The sequence below is a fragment of the Amycolatopsis sp. cmx-4-83 genome (genome assembly GCF_046548815.1).
Lineage (GTDB): Bacteria > Actinomycetota > Actinomycetes > Mycobacteriales > Pseudonocardiaceae > Amycolatopsis > Amycolatopsis pretoriensis_A.
The window spans coordinates 876,972-901,715 of record NZ_JAEBEF010000001.1; the positions used below are offsets into that span (position 1 = coordinate 876,972).

General features: G+C 71.7%; 25 protein-coding genes. 14 read left to right on the forward strand and 11 right to left on the reverse strand.

Features of this window, described 5'->3' with window-relative positions:
- The first annotated feature begins 3 nt into the window (after nucleotides 1–3).
- Nucleotides 4–1,185 carry an ABC transporter ATP-binding protein gene (locus ACLJQM_RS04520; RefSeq protein ID WP_410630226.1) on the forward strand — a complete coding sequence of 394 codons (1,182 nt, stop codon included), beginning with the start codon at nucleotides 4–6 and terminating at the stop codon, nucleotides 1,183–1,185.
- A 55-nt stretch (nucleotides 1,186–1,240) separates the two neighbouring features.
- Here ACLJQM_RS04520 and ACLJQM_RS04525 read toward each other — a convergent pair whose 3' ends face one another.
- Nucleotides 1,241–2,140, reverse strand: a complete 900-nt coding sequence (locus tag ACLJQM_RS04525) for a hypothetical protein (RefSeq protein WP_410630227.1) — start codon at nucleotides 2,138–2,140, stop codon at nucleotides 1,241–1,243.
- A 253-nt stretch (nucleotides 2,141–2,393) separates the two neighbouring features.
- Here ACLJQM_RS04525 and ACLJQM_RS04530 point away from each other — a divergent pair, with 253 nt between their 5' ends.
- Nucleotides 2,394–2,588 (forward strand): PspC domain-containing protein, encoded by a 195-nt coding sequence (locus ACLJQM_RS04530; RefSeq protein ID WP_247014521.1) that lies wholly within the window; start codon nucleotides 2,394–2,396, stop codon nucleotides 2,586–2,588.
- Between the two features lie 240 nt (nucleotides 2,589–2,828).
- Here ACLJQM_RS04530 and ACLJQM_RS04535 read toward each other — a convergent pair whose 3' ends face one another.
- A complete protein-coding gene (locus ACLJQM_RS04535) occupies nucleotides 2,829–3,494 on the reverse strand; it encodes a TetR/AcrR family transcriptional regulator (protein ID WP_410630228.1) in 666 nt (221 codons plus the stop codon).
- Nucleotides 3,495–3,619: 125 nt separating this feature from the next.
- Here ACLJQM_RS04535 and ACLJQM_RS04540 point away from each other — a divergent pair, with 125 nt between their 5' ends.
- The gene (locus tag ACLJQM_RS04540; protein ID WP_247014519.1) at nucleotides 3,620–5,119 is read left to right on the forward strand and encodes an MFS transporter; all 1,500 of its coding nucleotides are present in this window, start codon (nucleotides 3,620–3,622) and stop codon (nucleotides 5,117–5,119) included.
- A gap of 46 nt (nucleotides 5,120–5,165) precedes the next feature.
- Here ACLJQM_RS04540 and ACLJQM_RS04545 read toward each other — a convergent pair whose 3' ends face one another.
- From ACLJQM_RS04545 to ACLJQM_RS04555, 3 genes are read right to left on the reverse strand one after another with little or no spacing between them, the layout of a single operon-like run.
- Nucleotides 5,166–5,822 (reverse strand): response regulator transcription factor, encoded by a 657-nt coding sequence (locus ACLJQM_RS04545; RefSeq protein WP_360772334.1) that lies wholly within the window; start codon nucleotides 5,820–5,822, stop codon nucleotides 5,166–5,168.
- Entirely contained in the window at nucleotides 5,819–6,952 is a 1,134-nt protein-coding gene (locus tag ACLJQM_RS04550) for a sensor histidine kinase (protein ID WP_410630229.1), read from the reverse strand. Before ACLJQM_RS04550 ends, ACLJQM_RS04545 begins: the two co-directional genes overlap by 4 nt.
- Nucleotides 6,949–7,785, reverse strand: a complete 837-nt coding sequence (locus ACLJQM_RS04555) for a CPBP family intramembrane glutamic endopeptidase (protein ID WP_410630230.1) — start codon at nucleotides 7,783–7,785, stop codon at nucleotides 6,949–6,951. The genes ACLJQM_RS04550 and ACLJQM_RS04555 overlap by 4 nt, the downstream gene beginning before the upstream one ends.
- Nucleotides 7,786–7,962: 177 nt before the next feature.
- Here ACLJQM_RS04555 and ACLJQM_RS04560 point away from each other — a divergent pair, with 177 nt between their 5' ends.
- Both ACLJQM_RS04560 and ACLJQM_RS04565 read left to right on the forward strand, forming a co-directional pair.
- Entirely contained in the window at nucleotides 7,963–8,457 is a 495-nt protein-coding gene (locus ACLJQM_RS04560; RefSeq protein WP_410630231.1) for a SigE family RNA polymerase sigma factor, read from the forward strand.
- Nucleotides 8,457–9,197, forward strand: a complete 741-nt coding sequence (locus ACLJQM_RS04565) for a hypothetical protein (protein ID WP_360772322.1) — start codon at nucleotides 8,457–8,459, stop codon at nucleotides 9,195–9,197. Before ACLJQM_RS04560 ends, ACLJQM_RS04565 begins: the two co-directional genes overlap by 1 nt.
- Here ACLJQM_RS04565 and ACLJQM_RS04570 read toward each other — a convergent pair.
- The 3 genes from ACLJQM_RS04570 to corA form a co-directional block, all read right to left on the reverse strand.
- Nucleotides 9,194–10,033 carry a chromosome partitioning protein ParB gene (locus ACLJQM_RS04570; RefSeq protein WP_410630232.1) on the reverse strand — a complete coding sequence of 280 codons (840 nt, stop codon included), beginning with the start codon at nucleotides 10,031–10,033 and terminating at the stop codon, nucleotides 9,194–9,196. The genes ACLJQM_RS04565 and ACLJQM_RS04570 overlap by 4 nt on opposite strands.
- Nucleotides 10,030–10,680 (reverse strand): metallophosphoesterase family protein, encoded by a 651-nt coding sequence (locus ACLJQM_RS04575; protein ID WP_410630233.1) that lies wholly within the window; start codon nucleotides 10,678–10,680, stop codon nucleotides 10,030–10,032. Before ACLJQM_RS04575 ends, ACLJQM_RS04570 begins: the two co-directional genes overlap by 4 nt.
- A gap of 183 nt (nucleotides 10,681–10,863) precedes the next feature.
- The gene (gene corA, locus ACLJQM_RS04580; protein WP_247014511.1) at nucleotides 10,864–11,946 is read right to left on the reverse strand and encodes a magnesium/cobalt transporter CorA; all 1,083 of its coding nucleotides are present in this window, start codon (nucleotides 11,944–11,946) and stop codon (nucleotides 10,864–10,866) included.
- A gap of 312 nt (nucleotides 11,947–12,258) precedes the next feature.
- Between corA and ACLJQM_RS04585 the strand changes: the two genes are divergently transcribed.
- Together ACLJQM_RS04585 and ACLJQM_RS04590 are read left to right on the forward strand one after the other, a co-directional pair.
- On the forward strand, nucleotides 12,259–12,762 hold the full coding sequence (locus ACLJQM_RS04585; RefSeq protein WP_247014510.1) for a MaoC family dehydratase: 504 nt from the start codon (nucleotides 12,259–12,261) through the stop codon (nucleotides 12,760–12,762).
- A 7-nt stretch (nucleotides 12,763–12,769) separates the two neighbouring features.
- A complete protein-coding gene (locus ACLJQM_RS04590) occupies nucleotides 12,770–13,864 on the forward strand; it encodes a DUF2332 domain-containing protein (RefSeq protein WP_410630234.1) in 1,095 nt (364 codons plus the stop codon).
- A 178-nt stretch (nucleotides 13,865–14,042) separates the two neighbouring features.
- On the opposite strand, the gene ACLJQM_RS04595 is transcribed toward ACLJQM_RS04590, so the two are convergent.
- Nucleotides 14,043–14,456, reverse strand: a complete 414-nt coding sequence (locus ACLJQM_RS04595; protein WP_410630235.1) for an NUDIX hydrolase — start codon at nucleotides 14,454–14,456, stop codon at nucleotides 14,043–14,045.
- 184 nt (nucleotides 14,457–14,640) lie between these two features.
- On the opposite strand from ACLJQM_RS04595, the gene ACLJQM_RS04600 reads away from it, so the two are divergent.
- The 7 genes from ACLJQM_RS04600 (at nucleotide 14,641) to ACLJQM_RS04630 (ending at nucleotide 21,748) form a co-directional block, all read left to right on the forward strand.
- A complete protein-coding gene (locus tag ACLJQM_RS04600; protein WP_163046845.1) occupies nucleotides 14,641–14,805 on the forward strand; it encodes a hypothetical protein in 165 nt (54 codons plus the stop codon).
- A gap of 20 nt (nucleotides 14,806–14,825) precedes the next feature.
- Nucleotides 14,826–15,386 carry a PH domain-containing protein gene (locus ACLJQM_RS04605; RefSeq protein ID WP_247014507.1) on the forward strand — a complete coding sequence of 187 codons (561 nt, stop codon included), beginning with the start codon at nucleotides 14,826–14,828 and terminating at the stop codon, nucleotides 15,384–15,386.
- A 49-nt stretch (nucleotides 15,387–15,435) separates the two neighbouring features.
- Nucleotides 15,436–16,299 carry a PHP domain-containing protein gene (locus tag ACLJQM_RS04610; RefSeq protein ID WP_410630236.1) on the forward strand — a complete coding sequence of 288 codons (864 nt, stop codon included), beginning with the start codon at nucleotides 15,436–15,438 and terminating at the stop codon, nucleotides 16,297–16,299.
- A 1-nt stretch (nucleotide 16,300) separates the two neighbouring features.
- Nucleotides 16,301–16,930 carry a MarC family protein gene (locus tag ACLJQM_RS04615; protein ID WP_360772306.1) on the forward strand — a complete coding sequence of 210 codons (630 nt, stop codon included), beginning with the start codon at nucleotides 16,301–16,303 and terminating at the stop codon, nucleotides 16,928–16,930.
- A gap of 136 nt (nucleotides 16,931–17,066) precedes the next feature.
- Nucleotides 17,067–19,529, forward strand: a complete 2,463-nt coding sequence (locus tag ACLJQM_RS04620; RefSeq protein ID WP_410630237.1) for an alpha-L-rhamnosidase C-terminal domain-containing protein — start codon at nucleotides 17,067–17,069, stop codon at nucleotides 19,527–19,529.
- A gap of 146 nt (nucleotides 19,530–19,675) precedes the next feature.
- Nucleotides 19,676–20,527: a RecB family exonuclease gene (locus ACLJQM_RS04625; protein ID WP_360772787.1), complete on the forward strand. Its 852-nt coding sequence runs from the start codon at nucleotides 19,676–19,678 to the stop codon at nucleotides 20,525–20,527.
- A gap of 12 nt (nucleotides 20,528–20,539) precedes the next feature.
- The gene (locus tag ACLJQM_RS04630; protein ID WP_410630238.1) at nucleotides 20,540–21,748 is read left to right on the forward strand and encodes a hypothetical protein; all 1,209 of its coding nucleotides are present in this window, start codon (nucleotides 20,540–20,542) and stop codon (nucleotides 21,746–21,748) included.
- Here ACLJQM_RS04630 and ACLJQM_RS04635 read toward each other — a convergent pair.
- Both ACLJQM_RS04635 and ACLJQM_RS04640 read right to left on the reverse strand, forming a co-directional pair.
- Nucleotides 21,741–23,084: a hypothetical protein gene (locus ACLJQM_RS04635; protein ID WP_410630239.1), complete on the reverse strand. Its 1,344-nt coding sequence runs from the start codon at nucleotides 23,082–23,084 to the stop codon at nucleotides 21,741–21,743. The two genes, ACLJQM_RS04630 and ACLJQM_RS04635, sit on opposite strands and share 8 nt — an antisense overlap.
- A gap of 24 nt (nucleotides 23,085–23,108) precedes the next feature.
- Nucleotides 23,109–24,713: a DEAD/DEAH box helicase gene (locus ACLJQM_RS04640; protein ID WP_247025333.1), complete on the reverse strand. Its 1,605-nt coding sequence runs from the start codon at nucleotides 24,711–24,713 to the stop codon at nucleotides 23,109–23,111.
- Nucleotides 24,714–24,744: the final 31 nt, after the last annotated feature.

The window sequence follows — 24,744 nt, forward strand, 5'->3', positions numbered from 1 at the left end:
GCTATGGCAGAGATCGTGCTCGACAAGGTGTCGAAGAAGTACCCCGACGGCGCCCTCGCCGTGTCCGAAGTGGACATCACCATCGCCGACGGCGAGTTCATCATCCTGGTCGGCCCGTCCGGCTGCGGGAAGTCGACGACGCTGAACATGGTGGCGGGCCTGGAGGACATCTCCTCGGGCGAGCTGCGCATCGACGGCAAGCGCGTCAACGAGAAGGCCCCGAAGGACCGGGACATCGCGATGGTGTTCCAGTCCTACGCGCTCTACCCGCACATGACCGTCCGGGAGAACATGGCCTTCCCGCTGCGACTGGCCAAAGTGGACGACAAGACGGTGCGGGCGAAGGTCGAAGAGGCGGCGACGATCCTCGACCTGACCGCGCACCTGGACCGCAAGCCGGCCAACCTCTCCGGTGGCCAGCGCCAGCGCGTCGCGATGGGCCGGGCGATCGTCCGCAGCCCCAAGGCGTTCCTGATGGACGAGCCACTGTCCAACCTGGACGCCAAGCTGCGCGGCCAGATGCGGACGTCGGTGTCGAAGATCCAGAAGCAGCTCGGCACCACCACGCTGTACGTGACGCACGACCAGACCGAAGCCATGACCCTGGGCGACCGGGTCGTGGTGCTGCGCGGTGGGTACGTGCAGCAGATCGGCGCTCCGCAGTTCCTCTACGACAACCCGGCGAACCTGTTCGTGGCCGGGTTCATCGGCTCGCCGTCGATGAACTTCGTCCCGGCGACGCTGGAGAACAACGAGCTGCGCAGCGCGCTGGGCACCACCCCGCTGACGGACCGGATCCGGCAGCTGGTGGAGAAGGCGAACGCGCCGCGGGAGGTCCTGCTCGGCATCCGGCCGGAGCACTTCGAGGACGCGGCGCTGGTCGAAGCCGGCCAGAAGTCGGGCGGCGGCACGTTCACCGCGCACATCGACGTGCTCGAGTCGATGGGCTCGGAGAAGTTCGCCCACTTCACGCTGGACGGCGACGTGGCGACGTCCGAGGAACTGGCGGAACTGGCCGCGGACAGCGGTTCGTCCGACGTCCCGGGCTCGGAGTCCCAGATCGTGGCCCGCCTGTCGGCCGAGTCGTCCGCGGCGGAGAACGCGGACCTCGAGGTCTGGTACGACGCGGACAAGATCAAGCTGTTCGACCCCTCGAACGGCAAGAACCTGACGTACGAGGACTGAGCCGCTTCGAAACCGTGAAGGCCGCCCCGGGGTTCCGGGGCGGCCTTCACGGCGTTCAGGCGGTCGGCAGGCGCGGGAGGATCGACGTCGCCGCCGTGCGGGCCAGGGCGCAGGTGGCGTCGTTCGCCGTGCCGGCCGTCTCCACCACGCTGATCTCGGCCAGCTCGCGGCGGCCCGGCGGGCCCGGGGCCGGCTGGGTGGTGTCGACCAGGCAGAACGCGCCCGCGGTCCGGACCCGGGCCGGGCGGCCGCCCAGGGTTTCCGGCGGCGCGGGGGATTCCGCCGTCTCGACCGTCAGCTTCAGGCTGACCTTGCCGCGGATGCAGCTGTGCCCGGACAGCCCGGTCGTCGGCTTGCTGCCGGGGCCGGCGGCGGCGTCGAGGTCGTGGTTGTCGAGCAGCACGCACGGCGCCACCCGGCCCCACGAGCGGTCCGGGAACGTCAGCCTGCCGACTTTGTTCGCGGTGACGGCGGCCAGCGCCGAACCGATGGCGGCGTCCGCGACACCGCAGCGCGCCGCCTGGTCGTTCCCGGTGTCGGTGACCGACAGGTCGAGCCGGTTGCCGTCGGCGAAGGTGATCGCGCGGGTGCACGCGCTGCGGTCGTTGAACGCCGACTGCTGGATCGCGACGCCGTCGGGCACCGGGCCGGGGTAGGCGTAGGGCTTGATGTTGGGGTCGGAGTCGAAGGCCAGCGGCCCGAGCTGGATCGTCTGCGCGCCGCGGGTCGCCTGGCAGCTCTCGAACGTCGGCACGGCGACCGCGCCCGGCGCGACCTCGGCCACGTTCAGCAGGCTGCAGTAGTCGACGGTGCCGAAGTCGCCGAGCGCGGCGGACGCCGTGAGCGGCGACGGGCCGGAGTGGTCGGGTTCGGGTGTGGCCTGAGTCGTCGCGCACCCCGCCGTGAGCAGGGCGCAGAACACCGCGACGGCCAAGCTTTTCGCAAGCGGGTACACGGGGAGCAAGTATCACCACATCGGGCCGAAAAACCAGCCCTGACGGGGACATCTCTCAGTATTTTCGGAGTGCCCACCGGCAAACCCGCAGTTCAGCCCGATCCGGGCCGGGCGGCAGCGATTTCGCCGGACTCACGAATGTTTTTCGGCTTTGCCGTCCCCTAAGGGAGCGATCCTTCCCGCGAGCGATGCGGAAGCGGGTACTCCGGTGGTGAAGTGGAGTCATCGGAACTTCGAGGAAAAGGAAACGACGATGAGCGCACCGGTCACCCAGCGACTGTCCCGCCCCCGCAACGGCCGCATGATCGGCGGCGTCTGCGCGGCCCTGGCGCGGCGGTTCGGCATGAAGCCCGGCACGGTCCGGCTGCTGGCCGTGCTGTCCTGCCTGCTGCCCGGGCCGCAGTTCGTGGCCTACCTGATCATGTGGGCGGTCATCCCGTCCGAGTGACGGACCCGCGCACCCCGAAGTTCTCGGCGTCGGCGGGGAACTCGCCCGCGGTCCCGAGGCTGGCCGCGCGGGCCGCCGGAGACGTGCGCGCCCTCGCCGCGCTGACGGCTGCCCGGCGGAGCGGCTCGGCGGGTACGGGGGCCGTGGCGTTGTGGGTGCGGCTGCCGTTGCGGGATCGCCGCGCGGTGGCGCCCGCAGCCGGCCCCGATCCCCGAACGGGCCGGAAGCACCTGCTGAGCCTCAGGGGCGCCAGCAGGACATGGCTTCGTCGACCTCGTCCACCCCGAGCGGTGGCCGCGGCAGCTTCGACGGCTTGCCCGGCTCGGCGCGCAGCCCGTCGAGCAGCATCGCGAGGCAGCGGCGCCACAGATCCGGCTCCACCGCCGACGTGAACTCGATCGCCGAGCCGATCATCATGTGCAGCAGCGGGATGTCCGTCGGGGAGAAGTCGGCGCGCAGGCCGCCCGCCTCCTGGGCCCGTTCGACGAGCCGTGTGATCAACGGCACCATGCGGGCCTTCTCCTCGGCGACGTGTTCGTGGCCGAACTTGTTGGACAGCATGATCTCGCGCAGCCCGCGGTCGCCCGAGTGGAGCTCGATCGACTTCCAGGTGAAGTCGACGAACGCCTGCCACGCGTCTTCGGCCTTCAGCGCTTCCTCGGCGAGATCGCCGATTTCCTCCATGCGCTCGGCGAACATCGCCTCGACCAGTTGTTCCTTGCTGGGGAACCGGCGGTAGACCGTGCCGACGCCGAGGCCGGCGTGGTGGGCGATGTCGTCCAGCGTGGCTTCGAGCCCGCGTTGGCCGAACACCACGCGGGCCGACGCCAGGATGCGGCGGCGGTTGAGTTCGGCGTCGCGCCGCAGCGGCCGCGCCGGTGCGGCGGGACCTGCGTCCCGTGTCATTCCCTCAGTCTAGCTCACAAAGTAGAGGCACCATCTCCGGTTTGTGTGTACCTTGGGTCGCGTAAGGGTAAGGGGAGATACCTACTCCACATAGCTTCCTGATCACTCCCAGTGAGGGGACACCCATGTCCGAATCCACTCTCGCCGTCGCGCCGCCGGGGGACGCGCGCGCCGCCGAGAACCCCCACCACAGCCGGCGGTGGCTGATCCTGGTGATGATCGGCATCGCGCAGCTGATGGTCGTGCTCGACGCGACCGTCGTGAACATCGCGCTGCCGTCGGCCCAGGTCGACCTGGGCTTCTCCAACGACGCCCGCCAGTGGGTCGTCACCGCGTACGCGCTCGCGTTCGGCAGCCTGCTGCTGCTCGGCGGCCGGCTCGCCGACGTCTTCGGCCGCAAGAACGCGTTCCTGGTCGGCCTCGCCGGCTTCGCCGCGGTGTCCGCGCTCGGGGGCGCGGCCGCCAACATCGAGATGCTGCTGATCGCGCGCGCCGCGCAGGGTGTGTTCGGCGCGCTGCTCGCGCCCGCCGCGCTTTCGCTGCTGACCACGACGTTCACCGACCCGAAGGAGCGTGGCCGCGCGTTCGGCGTCTTCGGGGCCATCGGCGGTGGCGGGGCCGCGATCGGCCTGCTGCTCGGCGGCGTGCTGACCGAGTACCTCGACTGGCGCTGGTGCATGTTCGTCAACATCATCTTCGCCGTCGTCGCCTTCGTCGGCGGCTCGATCCTGCTGCGCAGCCAGGAGACCGAAGGCCCGCGCCCGAAGCTCGACCTGCCCGGCACGGTCACGGCGTCGGCCGGTCTGTTCGCCCTCGTCTACGGCTTCGCGAACGCCGAGTCGGACTCGTGGTCCGCCGTGTCGGTGTGGGGCTTCCTCGCCGCCGGTGTCGTGCTGCTGGGCGTGTTCGTGTGGCTGCAGCAGCGCGTCTCGCACCCGCTGCTCCCGCTGCGCGTGCTGCTCGACCGCAACCGCGGCGGCTCGTACCTGGCGATGTTCCTGCTCGCCATCGGCATGTTCGCGATCTTCCTGTTCCTGACGTTCTACGTGCAGCAGAACCTGCAGTTCACGCCGATCGAGAGCGGCGTCGGCTTCCTGCCGATGGTCGCCACGCTGATGCTGTCCGCGACGACGGCGACGGCCGTGCTGCTGCCCCGCTTCGGCCCGCGTCCGCTGGTCCCGACCGGCATGGCGATCGCCGCCGTCGGCCTGTTCTGGCTGAGCGGCATCGGCCTCGACAGCACGTACACCTCCGGCGTGCTGGGCCCGCTGCTGGTGATGGGCTTCGGCATCGGCCTGGCGATGGCGCCGGCGATGAGCGTCGCGACCTTCGGCGTCGAGGCGCACGACGCGGGTGTCGCGTCGGCCGCGGTCAACACGATGCAGCAGGTCGGCGGTTCGATCGGCACGGCGCTGCTGTCGACGCTGGCCGGCAACGCGGCGACGGCCTACCTCGCGGGCAAGGTCCCGACCCCGCAGCTCGCGGCCGAGGCGTCGATCGAGAGCTACACGACGGCGTTCACCTGGGCGGCCGTGATCTTCGCGGTCGGCGCGGTGCTCAGCGGGCTGCTGCTGCGCCCGGGCGTCCCGAAGGGCGAAGCCGCTCCCGGCGCCGTCCACATGTAAGACCCTTCGCGCCGAAGCGGGCCTTCGGGGGGCCCGCTTCGGCGCGTCAGGTGACCAAGCCGTGGCGGTAGGCGTAGACGACCGCCTGGACGCGGTCGCGCAGGTCGAGCTTGGTCAGGATGCGCGAGACGAAGGTCTTCACGGTTTCCGGGCTGATGAAGAGCTTCGCGGCGATTTCGGCGTTCGACATGCCGTCCGCGATCAACCGGAGCACCTCGAGTTCGCGCGGGGTCAGCGGGTGCTCGGGCGCGGTGCCGGCCGGCCGGATCCGGGCGGCGTGCCGGCCCACGAGCCGCCGCGTGACTTCGGGGTCGAGCAGCGCCGAACCGGCGGCGACGGTCCGGATCCCGTGCAGCAGGTGCTCGGGCGGCGCGTCCTTGAGCAGGAACCCGCTCGCGCCCGCGCGCAGTGCTTCGTAGACGTACTCGTCGAGGTTGAACGTCGTCAGCACGAGCACCTTGACCGGGTGCGCGACGCCGGGCCCGGCCAGCAGGCGGGTGGCTTCGATGCCGTCGAGCACCGGCATGCGCACGTCCATCACGACGACGTCGGGGTGAACCCGCCCGGCGAGCTCGACCGCGGCCTTCCCGTCCCCGCACTCGCCCGCCACCTCGAAGTCCGGCTGCGCGCCGATGATCGTCACGAGGCCGGTGCGGATCAGCATCTGGTCGTCGCAGACGAGGACCCGGATCCGCGCGGTCACGCCCGGTTCCCGGTGGGGATCCGGGCGTGCACGAGGAACCCGGTGCCGTGGTGGTCGGCGCTGAAGTCGCCGCCCAGGAGGCCGACGCGTTCGCGGAGACCCGCGAGGCCGCGTCCGCTGCCGCCGGGGGACGCGCTGCCCGGGCCTTCGGTGCTGACGGCCACTTCGATCTCCCGTTCGCCGTGGTCCACCCGGACCGACGTCCGGCTGCCGCGGGCGTGCTTGAGGGCGTTCGTCAGTGCTTCCTGCACGACGCGGTAGGCCACGAGGTCGGCACTGCCGGCGGTGTCGGCCGGCGTGCCCTCCTCGGCGAACTCCACCGGCTGCCCGGCTTCGCGCGCGTGCTCCACGAGCGTGCGGAGCCCGCCCGGCGGCGGCGTGCTCCCGGGACCGTGGTCGGGGTTGAGCAGGTCCAGCAGGTGCCGCAGGTCGGCGATGGCGCGGCGGCCGGTGCCGGTGATCGCGGTCAGCGACTCGCCGAGGCGGTCGGGGGCGGCGGTCAGGTACCGGGCCGCCTCGGCCTGCACGACCATCGCCGTCACGTGGTGGGTGACGACGTCGTGGAGTTCGCGCGCGATGCGGGCGCGTTCGGCCGCGCGCGTGTCGTCGGCGACGCGGCGGCGGCGTTCGGTCTCGGTGGCGCGGGAGGCGCGCAGCCACGCCCCGACGCCCCACGCGAACACCAGCAGCAGGTAGAACGTGACGAACTCGGCGGGCGGCTCCGAACCGAGCCGGAACAGGACGACCGCCAGCGGCACGTAGGCCGCGGACAACACCGAAGCGGCAACGAGCCTTCGCCGGTGCAAGTGCGCGCCCGCGCTCATCAGCGCGACGGCCAGCGCCGCGCCGGACACCGAGTGGTAGCCGCGGAGCTGGTCGAGGGCGAAGCCGAGCGACACCAGCACGAGGCACAGGGCGGGCCACCGCCGGCGGACGGCCAGCGGGAGGCATTCGAAGGCGACGGCCACGAGGGCCAGCGCGTCGAAGGGCCGCTGCGGGAGCCCGCCGAGCTGCGTGCCGTGGCTCTGGACGGCGGGCAGGAACGCCGCCGCCAGGAACACCACCGCGAGCGGGAAGTCCCGGACGACGACGTCGAACCGGCGCCACCGCGCCGGCGTCCGCTCGATCACCGGGCGAGTGTAGTGACGCTGTCGACCCGCTCGGCGCGCCCGCCGCGGGGCACCAGGTTCCCGCGCCGGTGGGCCAGCCACAGGAACGCACCCGTGCCCAGCAGGCAGAACAGCACCGAGTAGAGGCTGCCTTCCGGGCCGAAGGAACCGCCGGTGACGGCGACCGGGCCCGACGTCACGGCGTCGAGCAGGCCCTGCGGCGTGCCGTTGCCCGAAACCTCGGTGCCGAACAGGCCGGCCGCGGCGAAGTTCCAGCCGAAGTGCAGCCCGATCGGCAGCCACAGCTTGCGGGTGGCGACGTACGCGGCGGTCAGCAGGCCGCCGGCCTCGATCGCGATGGCGACGGCGCCCCACAGGGTCGCGTGCGCGTTGAACAGGTGGGACAGGCCGAACAACACCCCGGTCAGCACCAGGGCGATCGCGGTGCCGGTGCGCTCTTCGACGATCCGGAACAGGACGCCGCGGAAGAGCAGTTCCTCCGTCACCGCGGCGGCGGCCATGAAGCCGACCAGCCCGACGGCGCCGGTCACCGTGCCCCAGCCGCGGACCTCGTAGTCCCCGAGGAGCGCGATGTTCCCGATGACGACGGCGAACAGCGCGAACCCGGCCAGCACGCCCCGGCCGAGTGCGAGCGGGGCGCCCGGCCCGGCCAGCTCCGTCACCGGGCGCTGCTCGGTCCGCCGGACCACCCAGCGGTAGACCAGCACCGCGAGCACGGCGGTCACCGCGCCGAGGACGAACGTGAGCCACGGGTTCCCGGCCACGACGTTGACGGCTTGGCCGCCGACGAACGCGATCGCCACTACGGCCGGCAACTGCCAGAGCAGCCTCATCAGAACTCCTTCGCCGAATTCGCGCACCGACGTGCCGCGACTGGGAAGAACGCTAGGGATCCGGCGGCCCGGAATCGTCCCCACGCGGTGGACACCCGCGCGTAGCTCGCACGGGGGACGCTTGAACCTTTCCGGCCCCTCGCGCACTAGTAAGACTGAACGGGCGAAGGAGGCCGGGTGGGGGCGTCGGGAGATTCCGATTTCAGCGAGTACTTCGCCGCGCGGGTCCAGCGGTTCCGCCGGGTGGCGTTCGCCCTGTGCGGCGACTGGCACGGCGCGGAAGACCTCGTGCAGGCGATGTTCGTCCAGCTCTACCGCCGGTGGCGCCGGGTGCGGCCGGACACGGCCGACGCGTACGCGCGCCGGATCCTGCTGAACCTCTTCCTGGCCGGGCGGCGGAAATCGGGGCGGGAGTACGTGACGCCGGCGGTGCCGGAACCGGCGGCCCCACCGGGCCGGGACACGCCGTTGCGCCTCGACGTCGAGCGGGCGCTGGGCGGGCTGACGCCGCGGCAGCGCGCGATGGTCGTGCTGCGGTTCCTGGAGGACCTCCCGGTGGCCGAGGTGGCGGCGCTGCTGCGCGTGGCCGAAGGCACGGTCAAGTCCCAGACGGCCCGCGGGGTCGAAGCCCTGCGCGCGGTCCTGCCGGCGCCGACGAGCGAGGAGTGGTGATGGAAGACGTCCGCTCGGTGTTGACGGCGTACGTGACCGAAGACGAGCCCCCGATCGGCCTGTCCGGCGAGGCGGTCCTCGCGGCGGCCCGGGCGGCTCGCCGCCGTCACCTGCTGACGGGCGCGGCGGCGCTGGCGGTGGTGGTCCTGGCGCTGGGGGTGGCGGTGGTGGTCCTGCCGCACCGCGGCTCGGTGGCGAACGTCCCGTGCCCCACCGCGTCGGACACGCGGGAGGCGCTGGTCGACCGGCTGAGCTGCGTGGTGGGCCGCGCGATCCGCGCGCTGGTGTCCCCGGACGCGCAGATCACGCGGCTGACGATCCCGGGCGAGACCCCGCCCGAGGACCCGTTCCACCTGATCGCCGACGCGGCGGGCGACGCCCCGCGGGAGGCGTTGTTCCACATGGGCGTCCGGGTGACGGACGCGGAGGGCTCGGGATCGGTGTACGTGCTGATGCTGCCGGGGAGCTCGGGCGGCCCACCGTGCGGCGCGCCGGAGGAGCTCTCGTGCCGCACGGAACCGACACCGCAGGGGTTGATGTGGCTCTCGACGTTGCGGTCGGGTGACGTGGTGACCCACCGGGTGGCCCGCGCGGGACCGGACGCGCAGGTGCAGTTCTGGTCGAACAACAGCGGCGTGCTGGAGCGGTCGGGGGTGAGGTTGCCGGGACAGCGCCCGGAGCCGACGTTGACGGCGGCCCAGGTGCGGCAGCTGGCGCTGACGCCGGGGCTGGACTTCTAGTGCCGCCGGGACCGGAGCGTCTCGATGACCTCGTCGTCCCAGCGGTGGGTCCGGATCAGGCGGTACCGCTCCGCCGCCACCCACATGTACGCCTCCGCGTCCGTGCGGTCGCCGATCAGGCCGGCCTGGCGCAGCATCGCCACCACCGGGACGAACTCCTCCTCGAACCACCGCTGGGCCACGCTCGCCCGGTCGCAGAACTTGCCCTCGTCCTGCATCAGCCGGAAGCCCCACGCCTCCACGTGCTCGCCCAGCTTCGCGTAGTCCCACGGGTCCGACACGATCACCGACGCGCGCGCGTGGCCCGTCAGCGGAACCCGTTCCAGGAACAGGCGCCGGTAGTCCTTGACGATCAGGTCGCCGCGGTGGCGGATGCCGCTCGGGTCCAGTTTGGTGCGGACCGCCGTCACCGCCGCCTCTATTGTGGACAGTCCCTGCGCGATCGCGACCGAAACCCGGTGGTGGCCGTCGATGATGAAGTGCAGCTCGCCGACGCGGTACACCTCGATCGGCGGGATTTCCTCGCCTCGGCGCGCCGCCAAGGCGAGCCGCTCCCAGCGTTCGCGGACGCGGGCCGACGTCGGGCGGAAGCGGCGGTCGAAGTCGCGGCTGCGGTCGACCGTGCCGGCGATCGAGTCCAGCTTGATCACCCGCAGCCCGATCCGGTGCTCGCCGAGGTAGCCGAGCGCCTCCACGACTTCGTGGAACGGCAGCATGATGTTGACGTCGTCGGGCTCGCGGCGCAGCCACGTCGAGAGCCGCGAAAGCACCTGGCCCCGGCGCGCGCGGAGGAAGTCGTTCTCCGCGTCGGCGCGGGGGAACCCCGTCTCTTTCATGAGAACTCCATGATCCGGTGGCCCACCACGTTGCGGATCCGGGTTTCGCCGACGACGCGGTCCGGCACCGGCTGGCCGTGGGGGTGGATGTGCCCGTGCAGCAACCACTTCGGGCGCAAGGCGTCGATCGTCCGGTGCAGGCACGCGAACCCGCGGTGCGGCGGGTCCGCCCGGTCGCCGAGGTCGAGCGGCGGTGAGTGCGTCAGCAGGACGTCGACGGCACGGCCGTCACGACGGGACCGCCGGCGAGCGCGCCGCACCAGGCCGCGGGCGCGGCGCGCCTGCTGGCGCTGCGTCCACTGGTTCGGCCCGTCGTTGTAGCGGATCGAGCCGCCGAGCCCGGCGAACCGGATCCCGGCGACGTCGACGACCCGGCCGTCCGCGTTGACGCCGCCCGCCGGGCCCGGCCAGACCGTCGGGAAACCGTCCTTCATGGACAGCCCGCCGTAGCGGGTGTAGCCGCTCAGGTCCGGGTCGTGGTTGCCGGGCACGAACACGCACGGCACGTCGAGCGCGCCGGCCAGGAACGCGAGGTAGTCGTAGGGGAGGTCGCCGGCGCCGATGACCAGGTCGACGGAGACGGTGCGGACCGCGTCGGTCCACAACCGCTCGTCGACCTCGTCGGAGACGACCAGCGCTTTCGGCACGCACCCAGGGTACGACGGGCGGCCCTACTTCATGCCGTGCGCGAACCCCGGGTCGGCGACGATGACGAAAGTGATGACGACGATCCAGAGCACGCTGAGCGCGAGCGCCCAGAACTTGAGGTTGGACAGCATCCGGGGCATCACGAATTCTCCTGCACTGATTCCGGTGGAAAGAAAGGGGACCTAGAGCCAGCCGTTCTTCCGGAATATTCGGTACAGCAACAGGCAGATGCCGAGGATCACGGTGATCACCAGCGGGTACCCGAACTTCCAGTGCAGTTCGGGCAGGTAGTCGAAGTTCATCCCGTAGATGCCGGCGATCATCGTCGGCACGGTGATGATCGCCGCCCACGACGTGATCTTGCGCATGTCGGTGTTCTGCTGCAGCGAGATCTTCGCCACCGTCGCGTCGACCAGGGTGGACAGCAGTTCGTCGAACGCCGCCACCCGGTCGGACACGGTCGTGAGGTGGTCGGCGACGTCGCGGAAGTACGAGCGGACCTCGTCCGGCACCAGCCGCGTGTAGCCCTCGGCCAGGCGCTGCACCGGCGTCGCGAGCGGCATCACCGCGCGCCGCAGCTCCAGCACCTCCCGCTTCATCAGGTAGATCTGCTCGGCGCTGACCTGCGACCGGGGCGCGAAGACCTGCGCCTCCATGACGTCGATGTCGTTTTCGATCCGGCCCGTGACGTCGAGGTAGTGGTCGACGACGTGGTCGGCGATCGCGTGCACGACCGCGGCCGGGCCCAGCTGCAGGCGCTCGGGGTCGTCGTCCAGCTCCCGGCGCAGCCGCGCCAGCCCGGAGTGGTTGCCGTGCCGCACGGTGATGACGAAGTCGCGGCCGAGGAACACCATGAGCTCGCCGGTCTCGACGATTTCGTTCGCCGTTGTGGGTGACTCGTGTTCGACGTACCGGACGGTTTTCACCACGAGGAACAGCGTGTCGTCGTAGCGCTCGAGCTTCGGCCGCTGGTGCGCTTCGAGCGCGTCCTCGACCGCCAGCTCGTGCAGCCCGAAGGTTTCGGCGATGCCTTGGATCTGCTGCGAGTCCGGCTCGTGCAAGCCGATCCAGACGAAGCCTTCGTGGCGCTTGCGGACCTCTTTGATCGCCTCGATGTGCGTCCAGCGGCCGGGCAGGCGCTCGCCCGCGACGTACACCGCGCAGTCGACGACGTAGGCGGACAGCGGTACCGGGACGGGCCGGACGGGGACGGCGCCCTTGTTGCCGCGGCCGCGGAGGCCGCCGAGCGAGGGAATGGCAGGCATGGGATCTCCTGGGCGTCGTGCGTGGTCGTGCGAGACGACTGACCAGGGGCGGAGTACGTCCGCCCGGCGACACCAGCGTTCCCGAGGGGGTGGAAGAAGGCCTACCTGGAGACGACCCGTGAGGTGGGAACGCTGGGACTACTAGGGAGCGGACTATCGCCACTGCTCATCGGGTTCCTCACCTCCTTCGGGCCGGGTGCAGAGTGGTGGGGCTCGCGTTGACGCACGAGAACCGATGGTTGAGGGTACTCCTCACTACGGATGCGTGTCGTACCAGGCTCACGCGGTGTTACGCGGGACAGGAGAAGACGAGTGCAGTTCGGTCGGTACTACGAGGAGTTCGAGGTCGGTGCGGTCTACAAGCACTGGCCGGGCAAAACGGTCACCGAATACGACGACCACCTGTTCTGCCTGATCACGATGAACCACCACCCGCTGCACCTGGACGCGCACTACGCCGGGGAGACGACCGACTTCGGCAAGAACGTCGTCGTCGGCAACTACGTCTATTCGCTGCTGCTGGGCATGTCCGTGCCCGACGTTTCCGGCAAGGCCATCGCGAACCTCGAGGTCGAGTCGCTCAAGCACGTCAAGCCGACGTTCCACGGCGACACCATCTACGGCGAGACCGAGGTGCTCGACAAGACGCCGTCGAAGTCGAAGGACGACCGCGGCGTCGTGTACGTCGAGACGCGCGGCTACAAGCAGGACGGCCTGATCGTGTGCACCTTCCGGCGGAAGGTGATGGTGCCAAAGCGCTCCTACGGGGAAACTCGGGGCGGGGAGCAGCCGGGCCGGCCGGTGCCGCACGAATGAGGCTCTGATGGACCTGGACGCGATCAAGGACGTACTCCGCACGTTCGCGGAAGTCGAGGCCCGCGGGGTCTCGCCGCTGTACGAGCACCTGGCCCTGCAGGCGGCCGAGGACGACGACGTCGCCGGGCTGCTGTCGGTCGCGCGCGACGGCGAGGTGCGCGCGACGCTGCTGATGGCGACCGCGCACCGGCTCGTGCAGGCCGACCCGATCCACCCGCTGTCCCGCTACTACCCGTCCCTGGGCGGCTTCGACGGCGTCGATTCGGAGACGTGGCCGCTGTTCCGGTCGTTCCTGCTGGAGCGGGCGGACAAGGCGCGGGCGCTGATTTCGTCGCGGTACACGCAGACGAACGAGGTCCGCCGGGCGGCGCTGCTGTACCCGGGCGTGGCGCGGGCGGCTCGCGAAGCAGGCGGGAAGGTCGCCCTGCTGGAGGTCGGCTGCTCCGCGGGCCTCCTGCTGGGCATGGACCGCTTCGGCTACCGCTACCAGTGCGACGGCGGCGAGCAGCTGACGGCCGGCCCGGCCAAGTCGGCGGTCGGCCTGCACTGCGCACTGGACCTGGCCCCGGGCGCGGTCGCGCCGAAGCTGCCGAAGAAGCTGGCGGTGACGGACCGGGCGGGCCTCGACCGGGCCCCGGTGGACCTGTCGGACGAGGACGAGCTGGCGTGGCTCGAGGCGTGCGTGTGGGCCGACCAGCCGGACCGCATCAGGCTGCTGCGCACGGCGGCGGCCGAGCAGGCCAAGCACCGGCCGCGGCTGATCACCGGAGACGGGGTCACGGACTTCGCCGCGGCGGCCGCGTCGCTGGACGGGCCGTTGGTGGTGCTGACCAGCCACGTGCTGGCGTACTTCGGGGCTTCGCGGCGGGCCGAGTTCGTCTCGGAGCTGGCTTCGCTGGCGGCTTCCCGGCCGGTCTGGTGGGTGTCGGAGGAGTTCTACGGGGCCGGTCTCGAGCAGGTCCTGCCCGGGCGGTCGGACCTCGCGGGCGGGGACGGGCTGGCGACGCTGGGCGTGGTCCGGTGGGAGGACGGGAAGGCGGAGGCCCACGCCTTGGCCCGCACCGCCCCGCACGGGCAGCGGATGACCTGGCTGCCGCTTTAGCCCTCCGGCCGGTCCGCAACGTCATGAACGAGTCGTTCACCTCGCCGGACGTCATGAACGAGTCGTTCACCTCGCCGGACGTCATGAACGACTCGTTCATGACGTCCGGACCCGCTCCGCGCTCGTTCCGGAGCGCTCGGCCCCTCCCAGCACCCCAACGGCCGCCGCCGAGGAGCGCTCAAGCACGCGGCAAGGCGTTCCAGTCACGCAACGTCACGTACAGGAGATCCACCAGCTCCCCGGCCGCCTCCATGTCCGAAAGGTCTGCCGCATCGGCCCAACGCGCGTCCGAGGCGTCGTCACCCGCCGTGAGCTCCCCGCCGGTGACCGCGCAGGCGTAGTCGAAGATCAAGTACGGCCCGCGCCGGACACTGCCGATCACTGTGCTCGGAATCACGTCCAATCCCGTCTCTTCGCGAAGCTCGCGAATCACGGCCTGTTCGTCCGTTTCGCCCGGTTCGACTCGGCCACCCGGCAGGGACCACTGCCCCGAACCGGGGTCGTTGCGCCGGCGGATGAGCAGCAATCGGCCGTGGTCGTCGAACGCTATGCCGCCGATGCAGCGGATCGTGGTGCTGGTGGGAGCCTCCATGGCCCCAACGGTAGACGTGACCGAACTGAAAACGGATGTCCTGTACACGGAGAGTAGCCGTGCGGTACACTTCGGACCGCGTGCTGACCCAAGCGCGGGACTTACCTCCCGTGCGCCAGTTGAGTGCGGTACAACGTAAAAGTCTGTTGTCCGGTGTCACCGTAAGAGACGGGATTTGATCGCGGTGAACGTGAAGAAGATTGCGGGCCTCGCCGGTATCGCGTTGGTGCTGTTCTTCGTCATTGCCCAGCCGGGGCAGGCCGCTGGCCTCGTCGGCAACATCATCCAGTTCCTCCGTGACTCGGCCGAATCGGTGATCACCTTCGTCAGCAACGTCTTCAAGGGCTGATCGGGGGCTACCCTCGAGCCATGTTCGCGCCACGCGACCCCGACGAGTACCTCCTCGACACCGAGCGGCGGGTCATCCGGATCCGCCGCCACTGGGCGGTGCTGCTGTGGGACACCTTCGAGGCGGCCGCTCTGCTGGCCATCTGCGTCCTGGTGTCCTACCTGCTGCCACCGGCGCTTTACATCGGCCAGAACATCCTCTGGTACGTCGCGCTGATCGTCGTGCTGCGGTTCGCCTACGTGGTGATGGAGTGGTGGGTCGAGCGGCTGGTGGTCACCGACAAGCGGTTCGTCATGACCACCGGGGTGTTCACGACCAAGGTGCTGATGATGCCCATCAGCAAGGTCACCGACCTCAGCTACGTGCGCACCGCCACCGGCCGCATGATGGGGTACGGCACGATGGTCGTCGAGTCGGCCGGTCAGATCCAGGCCCTCAACAAGATCGACTTCCTGCCGCGGCCCGAAGAGTTCTACGACACGATCTCGGAGCTCGTCTTCGGCGACAAGCAGAAGCAGGCCGAGCGCTTCTCCATGATCAAGGCCCAGCGAGCCGCCCGCGGCAAGAAGCCCGTCGGCTAGCCTCATCCCGCCGAGCGTGTGACGCAGCGCATCGTCGACAATGGACACGATGCGCATCGACCTGCACGCCCACTCCACCGCCTCCGACGGCACCGACACGCCGGCCGGGCTCGTCGCCGCGGCCGTCAACGCCGGGCTCGACGTCGTCGCGATCACCGACCACGACACCACCGCGGGCTGGGCGCCCGCCGCCGAGGCGGTGCCGCCGGGGCTGACGCTCGTGCCCGGCGCCGAGCTCTCCACGGTGTCGATCGACCCCGCGACCGGGCGGCAGATCAGCGTCCACCTGCTGGCCTACCTCTTCGACCCGACGTCCGAGCCGGTCGTCACCGAGCAGACCCGGCTGCGCGTCGAGCGCCGCACGCGGCTGCGCCGGATGGCCGAGCGGATGGCCGCCGACGGCCTGCCGGTCGACGCCGACGAGATCTTCGGCCTGCTGCCCGAGGACTCGCCGCCCGGGCGGCCCCACCTGGCCCAGGCGCTGGTCCGCGCCGGGCTGGTCAAGTCCGTCGACGAGGCCTTCGCCGACTACCTCAGCCCGCGCCGCGGCTACTACGTCGCCCGCCGGGACACCCCGGTCGAAGAGGCCATCGACATGATCAGCGCGGCCGGCGGCGTCACCGTCATCGCGCACCCCTTCGCCTTCAGCCGCGGCGCCACCATCAGCGAGGACACCCTCGCCGGGCTGGCCGCGCACGGGCTCACCGGCGTCGAGGCCGACCACCCGAACCACGACGAGCCGACGCGCGCCCGCACCCGGGCGCTCGCCGGCGAGCTCGGCCTGCTCGTCACCGGGTCCAGCGACTACCACGGCACGAACAAGACGATTCCGCTCGGCGCGTGCACCACCGACCCCGGCCAGCTGGAGCAGCTCGTGGCGCGCGCGACCGGGTACCAGGTCGTGAAGGGCTGACATGGCGCTCGCCGACGTCTTCGACGCGAAGCTCTTCATGAGCGCGACGATCACCCTCGTCGTCATCATGGACCCGCCCGGCACCGTGCCGGTGTTCCTCAGCCTCGTCGGCCGCAAGCCGGTCGCGACGCGGGCGCGCGCCGCCCGGCAGGCCGTGCTGGTGTCGCTGCTGGTCATCAGCCTGTTCGCGGTCGCCGGCCAGGCGATCCTCGCCTACCTCGGCATCGGCATCCCCGCGCTGCAGGGCGCGGGCGGCCTGCTGCTCCTGCTGATCGCGCTGCAGCTGCTCACCGGCAGTGGCCACGAACCGGAAGCGGCCGCCGACGACGTCAACGTCGCGCTCGTGCCGCTCGGCACGCCGCTGCTGGCCGGGCCCGGCGCGATCGCCGCGACCATCGTGTTCGTCCGGCAGGCCGACGGGCACATCGGCGCGTACATCGCGCTGGCGGCGGCGATCGTCATGACGCACTTCGTGATCTACATCTGCATGCGCTACTCCGGCGTCGTCATCCGGCTGATCAAGGAAAGCGGCATCACGCTGCTGGCCAAGGTGGCCGGCCTGCTGCTCGCGGCCATCGCCGTCGAGCTTGTCGCGAACTCCGTGCGCGGCTTCATCTCCGGCGGCAACTGACCCCCGCCTTTCGGGTTGTCCTGCCGGACAGGAACTCCCGCGTTCGTTGACATCGTTGGCACCGCTCGCGCAGCCTGAACCTCAGCTCAGCGCTTGAAACGATTCAATCGTCCTGCGTCGGTTTTCGGAGGCCTCGATGAAGTGGCTCAGAGCATTCCTCCCGGTCACGGTGCTGGTGGCGAGCGGCGTGGTCGCCGCCCCCGCCGACGCCGCGCCGGGGTGGCAGAAGTACGTCGTCGCGCCGTCGAGCCGGGACGTCCGGCCGGTGAAGGTGCTGTCCACGACCGGCGACGTCACGAACCCGGACGGCTTGCTCGGGCGGGGTGTCGCGACGTTCAAGCGGCAGGCGCCGCCGCCGAAGCCGGCCTGGCCCCCGGGGACGACGGCCGCCGCGTCGTCGTTCCACGCGCCGAACAACGGCGGGAACGGGCAGCCGCGCACGTACGACCCGGGCAACGCCGTCGACGGCAACCCGGACACGTTCTGGAACGACGACACGATCGGCGCCTACCCGGACGTCCTGACCGTCACCGCGGCCGCGCCGGCCGCGCTGCCCGGCGTGACCGTGCTGTCCCATGTGGACGGCGTGCCGCAGGACTTCACGGTCGAGGTGCTCGACGGCGGCGCGTGGCGCGTCGCGGCTTCGGTGACCGGCAACACCGCGGTGCAGCGCGCGGTCGCGTTCGACCGGCCGGTGACCACCACGCAGGTCCGGATCACCATCGCGAAGGACCAGAACACGCCGTCCGGCGAGTTCAGCCGCGTCGCCGAGGTCTGGCCCGGCCTGGTCGCCGACCCGCCGGTGCCGGTCGCGGTGGTCGACTTCGGCAAGGTCGTCGCGGGGTACCCGAAGATCGCCTTCGCGGGCGCGTCGGCGAACCACCCCGGCATCCGGGTGTCGACCTCGGAAACCCAGCAGTACCTGGGCGAACGCTCCGACTTCTCGCGGTCGGACTTCGCCGGCGGGCCGGGCAGCGACCAGATCGCCGTGCCCGCGACGCCGGCCGTCTGGCGGGACGCGAAGGGCTGCCAGAGCGGCACGCAGGTGTGCGCTGACGGCCTGCGCGGCTTCCGCTACCTGCGGATCAGCCTCGACGCGCTCGCGTCGGACGCGCCGCTGACCCAGCCGTCCGGTGAGGTGCGGATCAGCGGCGTCTCGCTCGACTTCACGCCGTTCCTCGGCACGCCGGCCAGCTACCGCGGCTGGTTCGAGTCGTCCGACGACGCCTTGAACCGCTACTGGTACGCCGCGTCCTACACGAACGAGCTGGGCATGGACACGTTCCGCGAGTCCGATGTGGACCCGCGCGGCGCGTTTTCGCCGTCACTGGACGGAAAGCTCGTGCTGCACGACGGCGCGAAGCGCGACCGCGACCCGTACGTCGGGGACGTCGCGGTGTCCGGGCTGACCCAGTACCTGACGCACCAGGACGGGACGGCGGCGAAGAACGTCCTCGCCGATCTGGCCGACCACCAGCGCGCGGACGGCTGGATCCCGCCGGCGTCGATCAACAGCTACACCTTGCCGCTGTTCGACTACCCGCTCTGGTGGGTGACGTCGAGCTGGGACTACGTGCTCTACACCGGCGACACCGCGTACGCGGCCTCGTACTACTCGCACCTCGTGAAGACGCTCGACAGCTGGTATCCGTCGGTCACCGATTCGCGCGGGTTGCTCGCGAAGGGCCTCAACGGCACCGGCGGCTACGGCGACTACGCGTTCCTGCCGCGCACCGGCGAAGTGACGTACTACAACGCGTTGTACGTCCGGGCGCTGCAAGGCGCGGCGGGCTTGGCGCGGGCGACCGGGCATCCTGCGGACGCCGACCGGTGGCTTTCGCGCGCTTCCGGCGTCTCGGCGGCGGTGAACCAGTACCTGTGGGACCCGGCGGCGGCCGCGTACCTCGACTCGGGGACGGGCGCGGTGCGGCACGGCCAAGACGGCAACAGCCACGCGATCCTGGCCGGGATCGCTTCGCCGGCGCAGGCTTCCTCGGCGTTGGCGCGGCTCGCGGCCGGTGCGCTGCCGTACGGGAACCCGTTCATGGACAACGACACCCTGGTGTCGGACGGCACGAAGCGCGTGTACGCGTTCACGTCGTTCCCGGAGCTGCAGGCGCGGTTCCGGACCGGGCAGGCGGCGTCGGCGATCGACCAGATCAAGCGGATGTACGGCTGGATGGCCACGCACGACCCGGGAATCACGGCGTGGGAAGGCATCGGCGAAGGCGGCTCGCACTACGAGCAGGGCTACACGTCGGCGGCGCACGGCTGGTCGACCGGTGTCGTGCCGGCGTTGACCAACGATCTGCTGGGTGTCTCACCGACTTCGCCGGGGTTCGCGACGTGGACTGTCGCGCCGAACCCGGGCGGCGTCGAGTGGGCGCGGGGAGCGGTGCCGACGCCGAAGGGCGCGTTGTCGGCTTCGTGGTCTCAGCGGGGTTCGGTGTTCTCGCTGACGGTTTCCGCGCCGCGCGGGACGTCGGGGTCGCTGGTGGTGCCGTCGGGCCGGGTGGTGCTGCTGGACGGGCGGCCGATCCGCGCGGCGGGGCCGATGGCAGTTTCCGGCGGGACGCACACGGTGCTGGTGGTGCGGTAGCCGCACTTTCTGCGCGGGGTGGCCTCGCCCCGCGCGGAAAGTGTCGGTGACATCTGGGGCTTCGCCCCAGGTCGGGGGCTCCGCCACCCGAACCCCCGAAAAAAGTGTCGGTGGTGGTGCGTAGCGTGGCAGCCGTGAAGGAGCAGATGGGGTTCGACTTCGGCGTCGCGCAACCGGTTCGGCTCACGAAGGTCTCGCCGGCGCGGCTGGCGACCTTCGACGATTGCCCGCGCCGATACCGCCTCGCCTACCTCGACCGGCCGACGCCGCAGCGCACCGGGCCGTGGGCGCACAGCACGCTCGGCGCGGTGGTGCACAACGCGTTGCGGGCGCTGTTCGACCTGCCGGTGCTCAAGCGGGTGCCGCAGCGGGCGGTGGCGCTGGTGGCCGAGTTCTGGAAGGACGCGGGCTTCGAGAGCGAGGAGCAGGCGGCGCGCTACCGGGCGCGGGCCAAGGGCTGGGTGGCGGAGTACGTCGAGGACAACGACGTCACGCACGAGCCGGCCGGCCTGGAGCGCTGGGTGTCGGCGCCGGTCAACCCGGTGCCGGGGGAGCGGCCGTCGATGATCATCGAGGGCCGCGCGGACCGCATCGACGCGCGCGAGGGCGAACTGGTCATCGTCGACTACAAGACGGGCCGCCGTCCCCCGGACGAGTACGAAGCACGGGCGTCGCAGGCACTGGCGCTGTACGCGGTCGCGGCGGCGCGGACGCTGCGCATGCCGTGCACGACGGTCGAGCTGCACCACCTCCCGACGGGCACGATCGCGGCGGCGGAGCACACCCCGGAAAGCCTCCGGCGCCACCTCCAACGCGCCGACGAGACCGCCGGAGACCTCAGGCTCGCCACGGATACCCTGAAAGCGGGCGGCGACGGGGACGTGCTGTTCCCGGCCCGCCCGGACCGGCGTTGCGCCTGGTGCGACTTCAGGCCGAGCTGCGCGGCGGGCCAGGAGACGGCCCAGCAGTTGCAGCCGTGGGACCTGCTCGCGCCCTGAACGGGAGGGAATGTGGCTTCACCGGACACCGACAAGCTGGCGACGCTCCCCGTGGCGGCAGGTACGCCCGCGCCGCCGCAGCGGGCGGAGCCCGACGGCGGCGGCGAGGAGCGTGCTGCGGCGCCGGAGCAGGTGGCGCGGGGGCGGGTTGCGCGCGGTGCGGCCGAGACGGGTGCTCCGACCGGCGTTCGGACCGGTGCGGCGGAGGCGGAGACCGCGCGGCAGGAGTTGCCCACCGTCGGCGAGGGTGAAGCTGCTGCGCCGGGGCAGGTGGCGCGGGGGCGGGTTGCGCGCGGTGCGGCCGAGACCGGCGCTCCGACCGGCGTTCGGACCGGTGCGGCGGAGGCGGAGACCGCGCGGCAGGAGTTGCCCACCGACGGCGAGGGTGAAGCTGCTGCGCCGGAGCAGGTGGCGCGGGGGCGGGTTGCGCGCGGTGCCGCCGACCCCGGCGCTCCGACCGGCGTTCGGACCGGCGCGGCGGAGGCCGAGACCACGCCGCACGAGTTGCCCACCGTCGGCGAGGAGCGTGCTGCGGCGCCGGAGCAGGTGGCGCGGGGGCGGGTTGCGCGCGGTGCGGCCGAGACCGGCGCTCCGACCGGTGCGGCAGAGGCGGAGATCGCGCGGCAGGAGTTGCCCGCTGCCGGTGTGGCGGGAGCGGTGACTACGCCGCGCGAGCTGGCTGCTGCCGGGGCGGCGGAGGCGGAGACCGCGCGGCACGAGTTGCCCACCGTCGGCGAGGGTGAAGCTGCTGCGTCCGAGGCGGAGACCGCGCGGCACGCGCTGCCCGCTGCGGGTGCGGCGGAGGCCGAGACCGCGCCGCACGAGCTGCCCGCCGCCGACCGGGCTGAAGCGCACACCGTGCCGCAAGAGCGGGTCGCGCCTGAGCGGATCGAACCGGATCCGGCCGAACCGGAACCCGAAGCGGCAGAAACCCCAGCCCCGGCGAAAGAACGTGGGCGCTGGTGGCGAGGCCTCACCGGCTCACTGGCCGCCGGCCTGACCGTGCTCGCCCTCGGTGTCCTGGTCGTCGCCGGCGTCTGTCTCTACACCGGCGCTCCGGGCCCCGGGGCGACGCTCCTCGTCGGCCACCCCATCGCCGCGGCCCTCGCCCTGCTCGCCCAGCGCGTCGCCGACCGGCGAAACGGTCCAGCCGCCGCCGGGGCAGGCGTCGCCGTCGTCCTCTTCGCCGCCTCCGCGGTGACCCTCTTCTGGCTCACTTGAGCGCGGTCAGCGTGTCCCCGCGCTCCTCCAGCAGCACCGGCCCGGCCGCACCCAGGCGGACTGCTCCGGTGTAGCCGCGGCGGTCGACGCCGACCGTCCGGATCGTCGAGCCGTCGTTTTCGTTCAGCACCGCCAGGCCGCCCTTGATGGGGATCACCAGCTGGTTCGCGAACGTGATGCCCGGGCCCATCGCGCTGCCCAGCGTCCAGCGGGGGGACAGGTCGTCGCGGGACAGGGCCAGCACCTTCGAGCCGCTGAACCAGTACACGTTCGCCGCCGTCTGGGTGGTCGCCTCGACGCCCGCCGGGGGGTCTTGGGCCAGGTCCGAAGGCGGGACGTCCAGCGGGTACGCCGCGCGCTGGGTGCCGTCGCCGTTGTACGTGACCAGGAGCTTCTGGTCCGGCAGCACCACCGCCGTCAGCTCACCCGACATCGCGACCACGCGGGCGCGCTTGCCCGCCAGCACCGAACTGAAGCTGACCTGGGGCTCGTCGTCCTTCTCCGGGGCCGCTTTGTAGACCGTCAGGCGGTCGGCCGGGTCGCCCGGGCAGCGCTCGATCACGCCGACCTTGCCCGACGACGCCGCCACCGTGCCGTACATGCAGCCCGTGCGCGGTTGCTTTCCCGCGTTGACCAGCGCCGGGACCTCGCCGTACTCGGCGCTCTTCACGAGGTCGTCGCGCCAGGTGTCGAGGAGCTTCTTGCCCGTCGCCGTCACGTGGGAGCCGTCGCTGACCAGCTGCGTGCCCAGCTCGGCGTTGCCGTTGCGCTGCGCCGTGATCCGGCCCGTGGCCGGGTCCAGCTGCGTCACTTCACTGCAGTTGACGTCCTTGTGGTAGACGGCGTTCAGCCGCCCCCACGTCTCGTTCATCGTGCAGAGCTGCCGGTCACGCGCGTAGTGCCAGCGGATCTGGCCGGTGAGCGGGTCGCGGGCGGCGACCTCGCCGCCGTCGGCCGTGGCCACCGCGTCACCCGCCACCACCGGGACCGGGGTCGCGCCGCTGCGGGCGCTCCACAGCTCCGCCAGCGAGCCCGGCACCTTGTCCGGGGCCGCGGGCAACGGCGGGGGCGGGGCCGCCTCGGTGTGGTCGGTGGCCGCGCTGTCGCTGGTCGCGCCGATGACCAGCGCGACCGCCACCACGGCCACCGCGAGACCCGCGGCGAGCACCCGGTCCCGTCCGCGGTTCCAAGGCGAACGACGTGCCTTGACGCGCGGAGCGGGCGCAGGTGCGGGAACGTCCTCGAGGACGTCTTCGGAGCCGTACTCGGGGGCCGGTTCTTCCGCGGGCTCGACCGGTTCAGGCGCGCTCTCGGGCGCCTTCTCGTCTTCGCTCACTTACCCGACCCCCGTGCGTAGGCCTCAGTCTGCCGACGCAGGTGTATCAGACGTGGCCGCCGGGCGGCGACGGCGGCGCCGACGAGCGGGGCGCTCGGCGTTCTCGCCGGCTTCCTTCTCGACGGCCGGGCCGGTCGCTTCCGGGGCGTTGCCGGTGCGGGTGCGGCGCCGCGAACGGCTCCGCCCCTCGCCGGCGGGAGCGTCTTCCGAGGAGGTGGCGGCGTTGTCCGCGGACTCGATCGCCTCGGCCGCCCGCGAACCACCGCGGGTGCGCTTGCGCGGGGCGCGGGCGCGCTTGCGCGGCGCTTCTTCCGGAGCGGCCTCGCCGGCCTTGCCCCGGCCACGCGGGCCGCGCTTCTTGCCGCCCAGGTCCTCTTCCTCCTCGGCGGCCAGGCCCGCGCGGGTGCGGTTGGCCAGCGGCAGCCGGCCCTTCGTGCCCTCCGGGATGCCCAGGTCCTCGAACAGGTGCGGCGACGACGAGTACGTCTCCACCGGCTCCGGCTTGTCGAGGCCGAGGGTGTCCGAGATCAGCTTCCAGCGCGGCATCTCGTCCCAGTCGACGAGCGTGACGGCGACGCCGGTCCGGCCCGCGCGGCCGGTGCGGCCGATGCGGTGGACGTAGGTCTTCTCGTCGTCCGGGCACTGGTAGTTGATCACGTGCGTGACGTCGTCGATGTCGATGCCCCGGGCCGCGACGTCGGTCGCGACCAGGACGTCGACCTTGCCGGAGCGGAACGCGCGCAACGCCTGCTCGCGGGCGCCCTGGCCCAGGTCACCGTGCACGGCGGCGGCGGCGAAGCCGCGCTCGACCAGATCGTCGGCCACCTTCTGCGCGGTGCGCTTGGTGCGGCTGAAGATCATCGTCAGGCCGCGGTCCTCGGCCTGCAGGACGCGGGCGATGACCTCGGGCTTGTCCATCGAGTGCGCCCGGTAGACGAACTGGGTGGTGCGCTCGTGGATCGCGCTCGCGTCGTTCTCTTCGGCGCGGATGTGGGTCGGCTGGCGCAGGAACGTGCGGGCCAGCGTGATGATCGGGCCGGGCATGGTGGCCGAGAACAGCATGGTCTGCCGCTCGTCCGGCACCATCCGGAGGATGCGCTCGATGTCGGGCAGGAAGCCCAGGTCCAGCATCTCGTCGGCCTCGTCCAGCACCAGGCCGCGGACCTTGCCGAGCACCAGGTGCTGCTGCTCGGCCAGGTCGAGCAGGCGGCCCGGGGTGCCGATCACGACGTCGATGCCCTTGCGGAGGGCCTCGATCTGCGGCTCGTAGGGGCGGCCGCCGTAGATGGCCAGGGTGCGGATGCCGAGGTGCTTGCCGGCGCCCTTGAGGTCGTTGGCGACCTGGATGCACAGCTCGCGGGTCGGCACCACGACCAGCACCTGCGGGGTGCCGTCGCCCGGCACCTGCACGCGGTGCAGCAGCGGGACGCCGAAGCCCAGCGTCTTGCCCATGCCGGTGCGGGCCTGGCCGATGAGGTCGTCGCCGGCCATCGCCAGCGGCAGGGTGAGCTCCTGGATCGCGAAGGTGCGCTCGATGCCGGCCTCGCCCAGGGCCTTGACGATCTCCGGCTTGACGCCGAAGGACGCGAAGGTCGGGTTCTCGGGCTCGACCTCGACACCCGCCTGCAGCGGGTGCGAGGTGTCGAGCGCGGCCGGGCCG

What these genes read in the sequence shown, in the direction of transcription:
- ACLJQM_RS04520 (WP_410630226.1), top strand. Translation starts at nt 4, where the DNA reads ATGGCAGAGATCGTGCTCGACAAGGTGTCGAAGAAGTACCCCGACGGC.
- ACLJQM_RS04530 (WP_247014521.1), top strand. Translation starts at nt 2,394, where the DNA reads ATGAGCGCACCGGTCACCCAGCGACTGTCCCGCCCCCGCAACGGCCGC.
- ACLJQM_RS04535 (WP_410630228.1), bottom strand. Translation starts at nt 3,494, where the DNA reads ATGACACGGGACGCAGGTCCCGCCGCACCGGCGCGGCCGCTGCGGCGC.
- ACLJQM_RS04540 (WP_247014519.1), top strand. Translation starts at nt 3,620, where the DNA reads ATGTCCGAATCCACTCTCGCCGTCGCGCCGCCGGGGGACGCGCGCGCC.
- ACLJQM_RS04555 (WP_410630230.1), bottom strand. Translation starts at nt 7,785, where the DNA reads ATGAGGCTGCTCTGGCAGTTGCCGGCCGTAGTGGCGATCGCGTTCGTC.
- ACLJQM_RS04565 (WP_360772322.1), top strand. Translation starts at nt 8,457, where the DNA reads ATGGAAGACGTCCGCTCGGTGTTGACGGCGTACGTGACCGAAGACGAG.
- ACLJQM_RS04570 (WP_410630232.1), bottom strand. Translation starts at nt 10,033, where the DNA reads ATGAAAGAGACGGGGTTCCCCCGCGCCGACGCGGAGAACGACTTCCTC.
- corA (WP_247014511.1), bottom strand. Translation starts at nt 11,946, where the DNA reads ATGCCTGCCATTCCCTCGCTCGGCGGCCTCCGCGGCCGCGGCAACAAG.
- ACLJQM_RS04590 (WP_410630234.1), top strand. Translation starts at nt 12,770, where the DNA reads ATGGACCTGGACGCGATCAAGGACGTACTCCGCACGTTCGCGGAAGTC.
- ACLJQM_RS04595 (WP_410630235.1), bottom strand. Translation starts at nt 14,456, where the DNA reads ATGGAGGCTCCCACCAGCACCACGATCCGCTGCATCGGCGGCATAGCG.
- ACLJQM_RS04605 (WP_247014507.1), top strand. Translation starts at nt 14,826, where the DNA reads ATGTTCGCGCCACGCGACCCCGACGAGTACCTCCTCGACACCGAGCGG.
- ACLJQM_RS04610 (WP_410630236.1), top strand. Translation starts at nt 15,436, where the DNA reads ATGCGCATCGACCTGCACGCCCACTCCACCGCCTCCGACGGCACCGAC.
- ACLJQM_RS04615 (WP_360772306.1), top strand. Translation starts at nt 16,301, where the DNA reads ATGGCGCTCGCCGACGTCTTCGACGCGAAGCTCTTCATGAGCGCGACG.
- ACLJQM_RS04620 (WP_410630237.1), top strand. Translation starts at nt 17,067, where the DNA reads ATGAAGTGGCTCAGAGCATTCCTCCCGGTCACGGTGCTGGTGGCGAGC.
- ACLJQM_RS04625 (WP_360772787.1), top strand. Translation starts at nt 19,676, where the DNA reads ATGGGGTTCGACTTCGGCGTCGCGCAACCGGTTCGGCTCACGAAGGTC.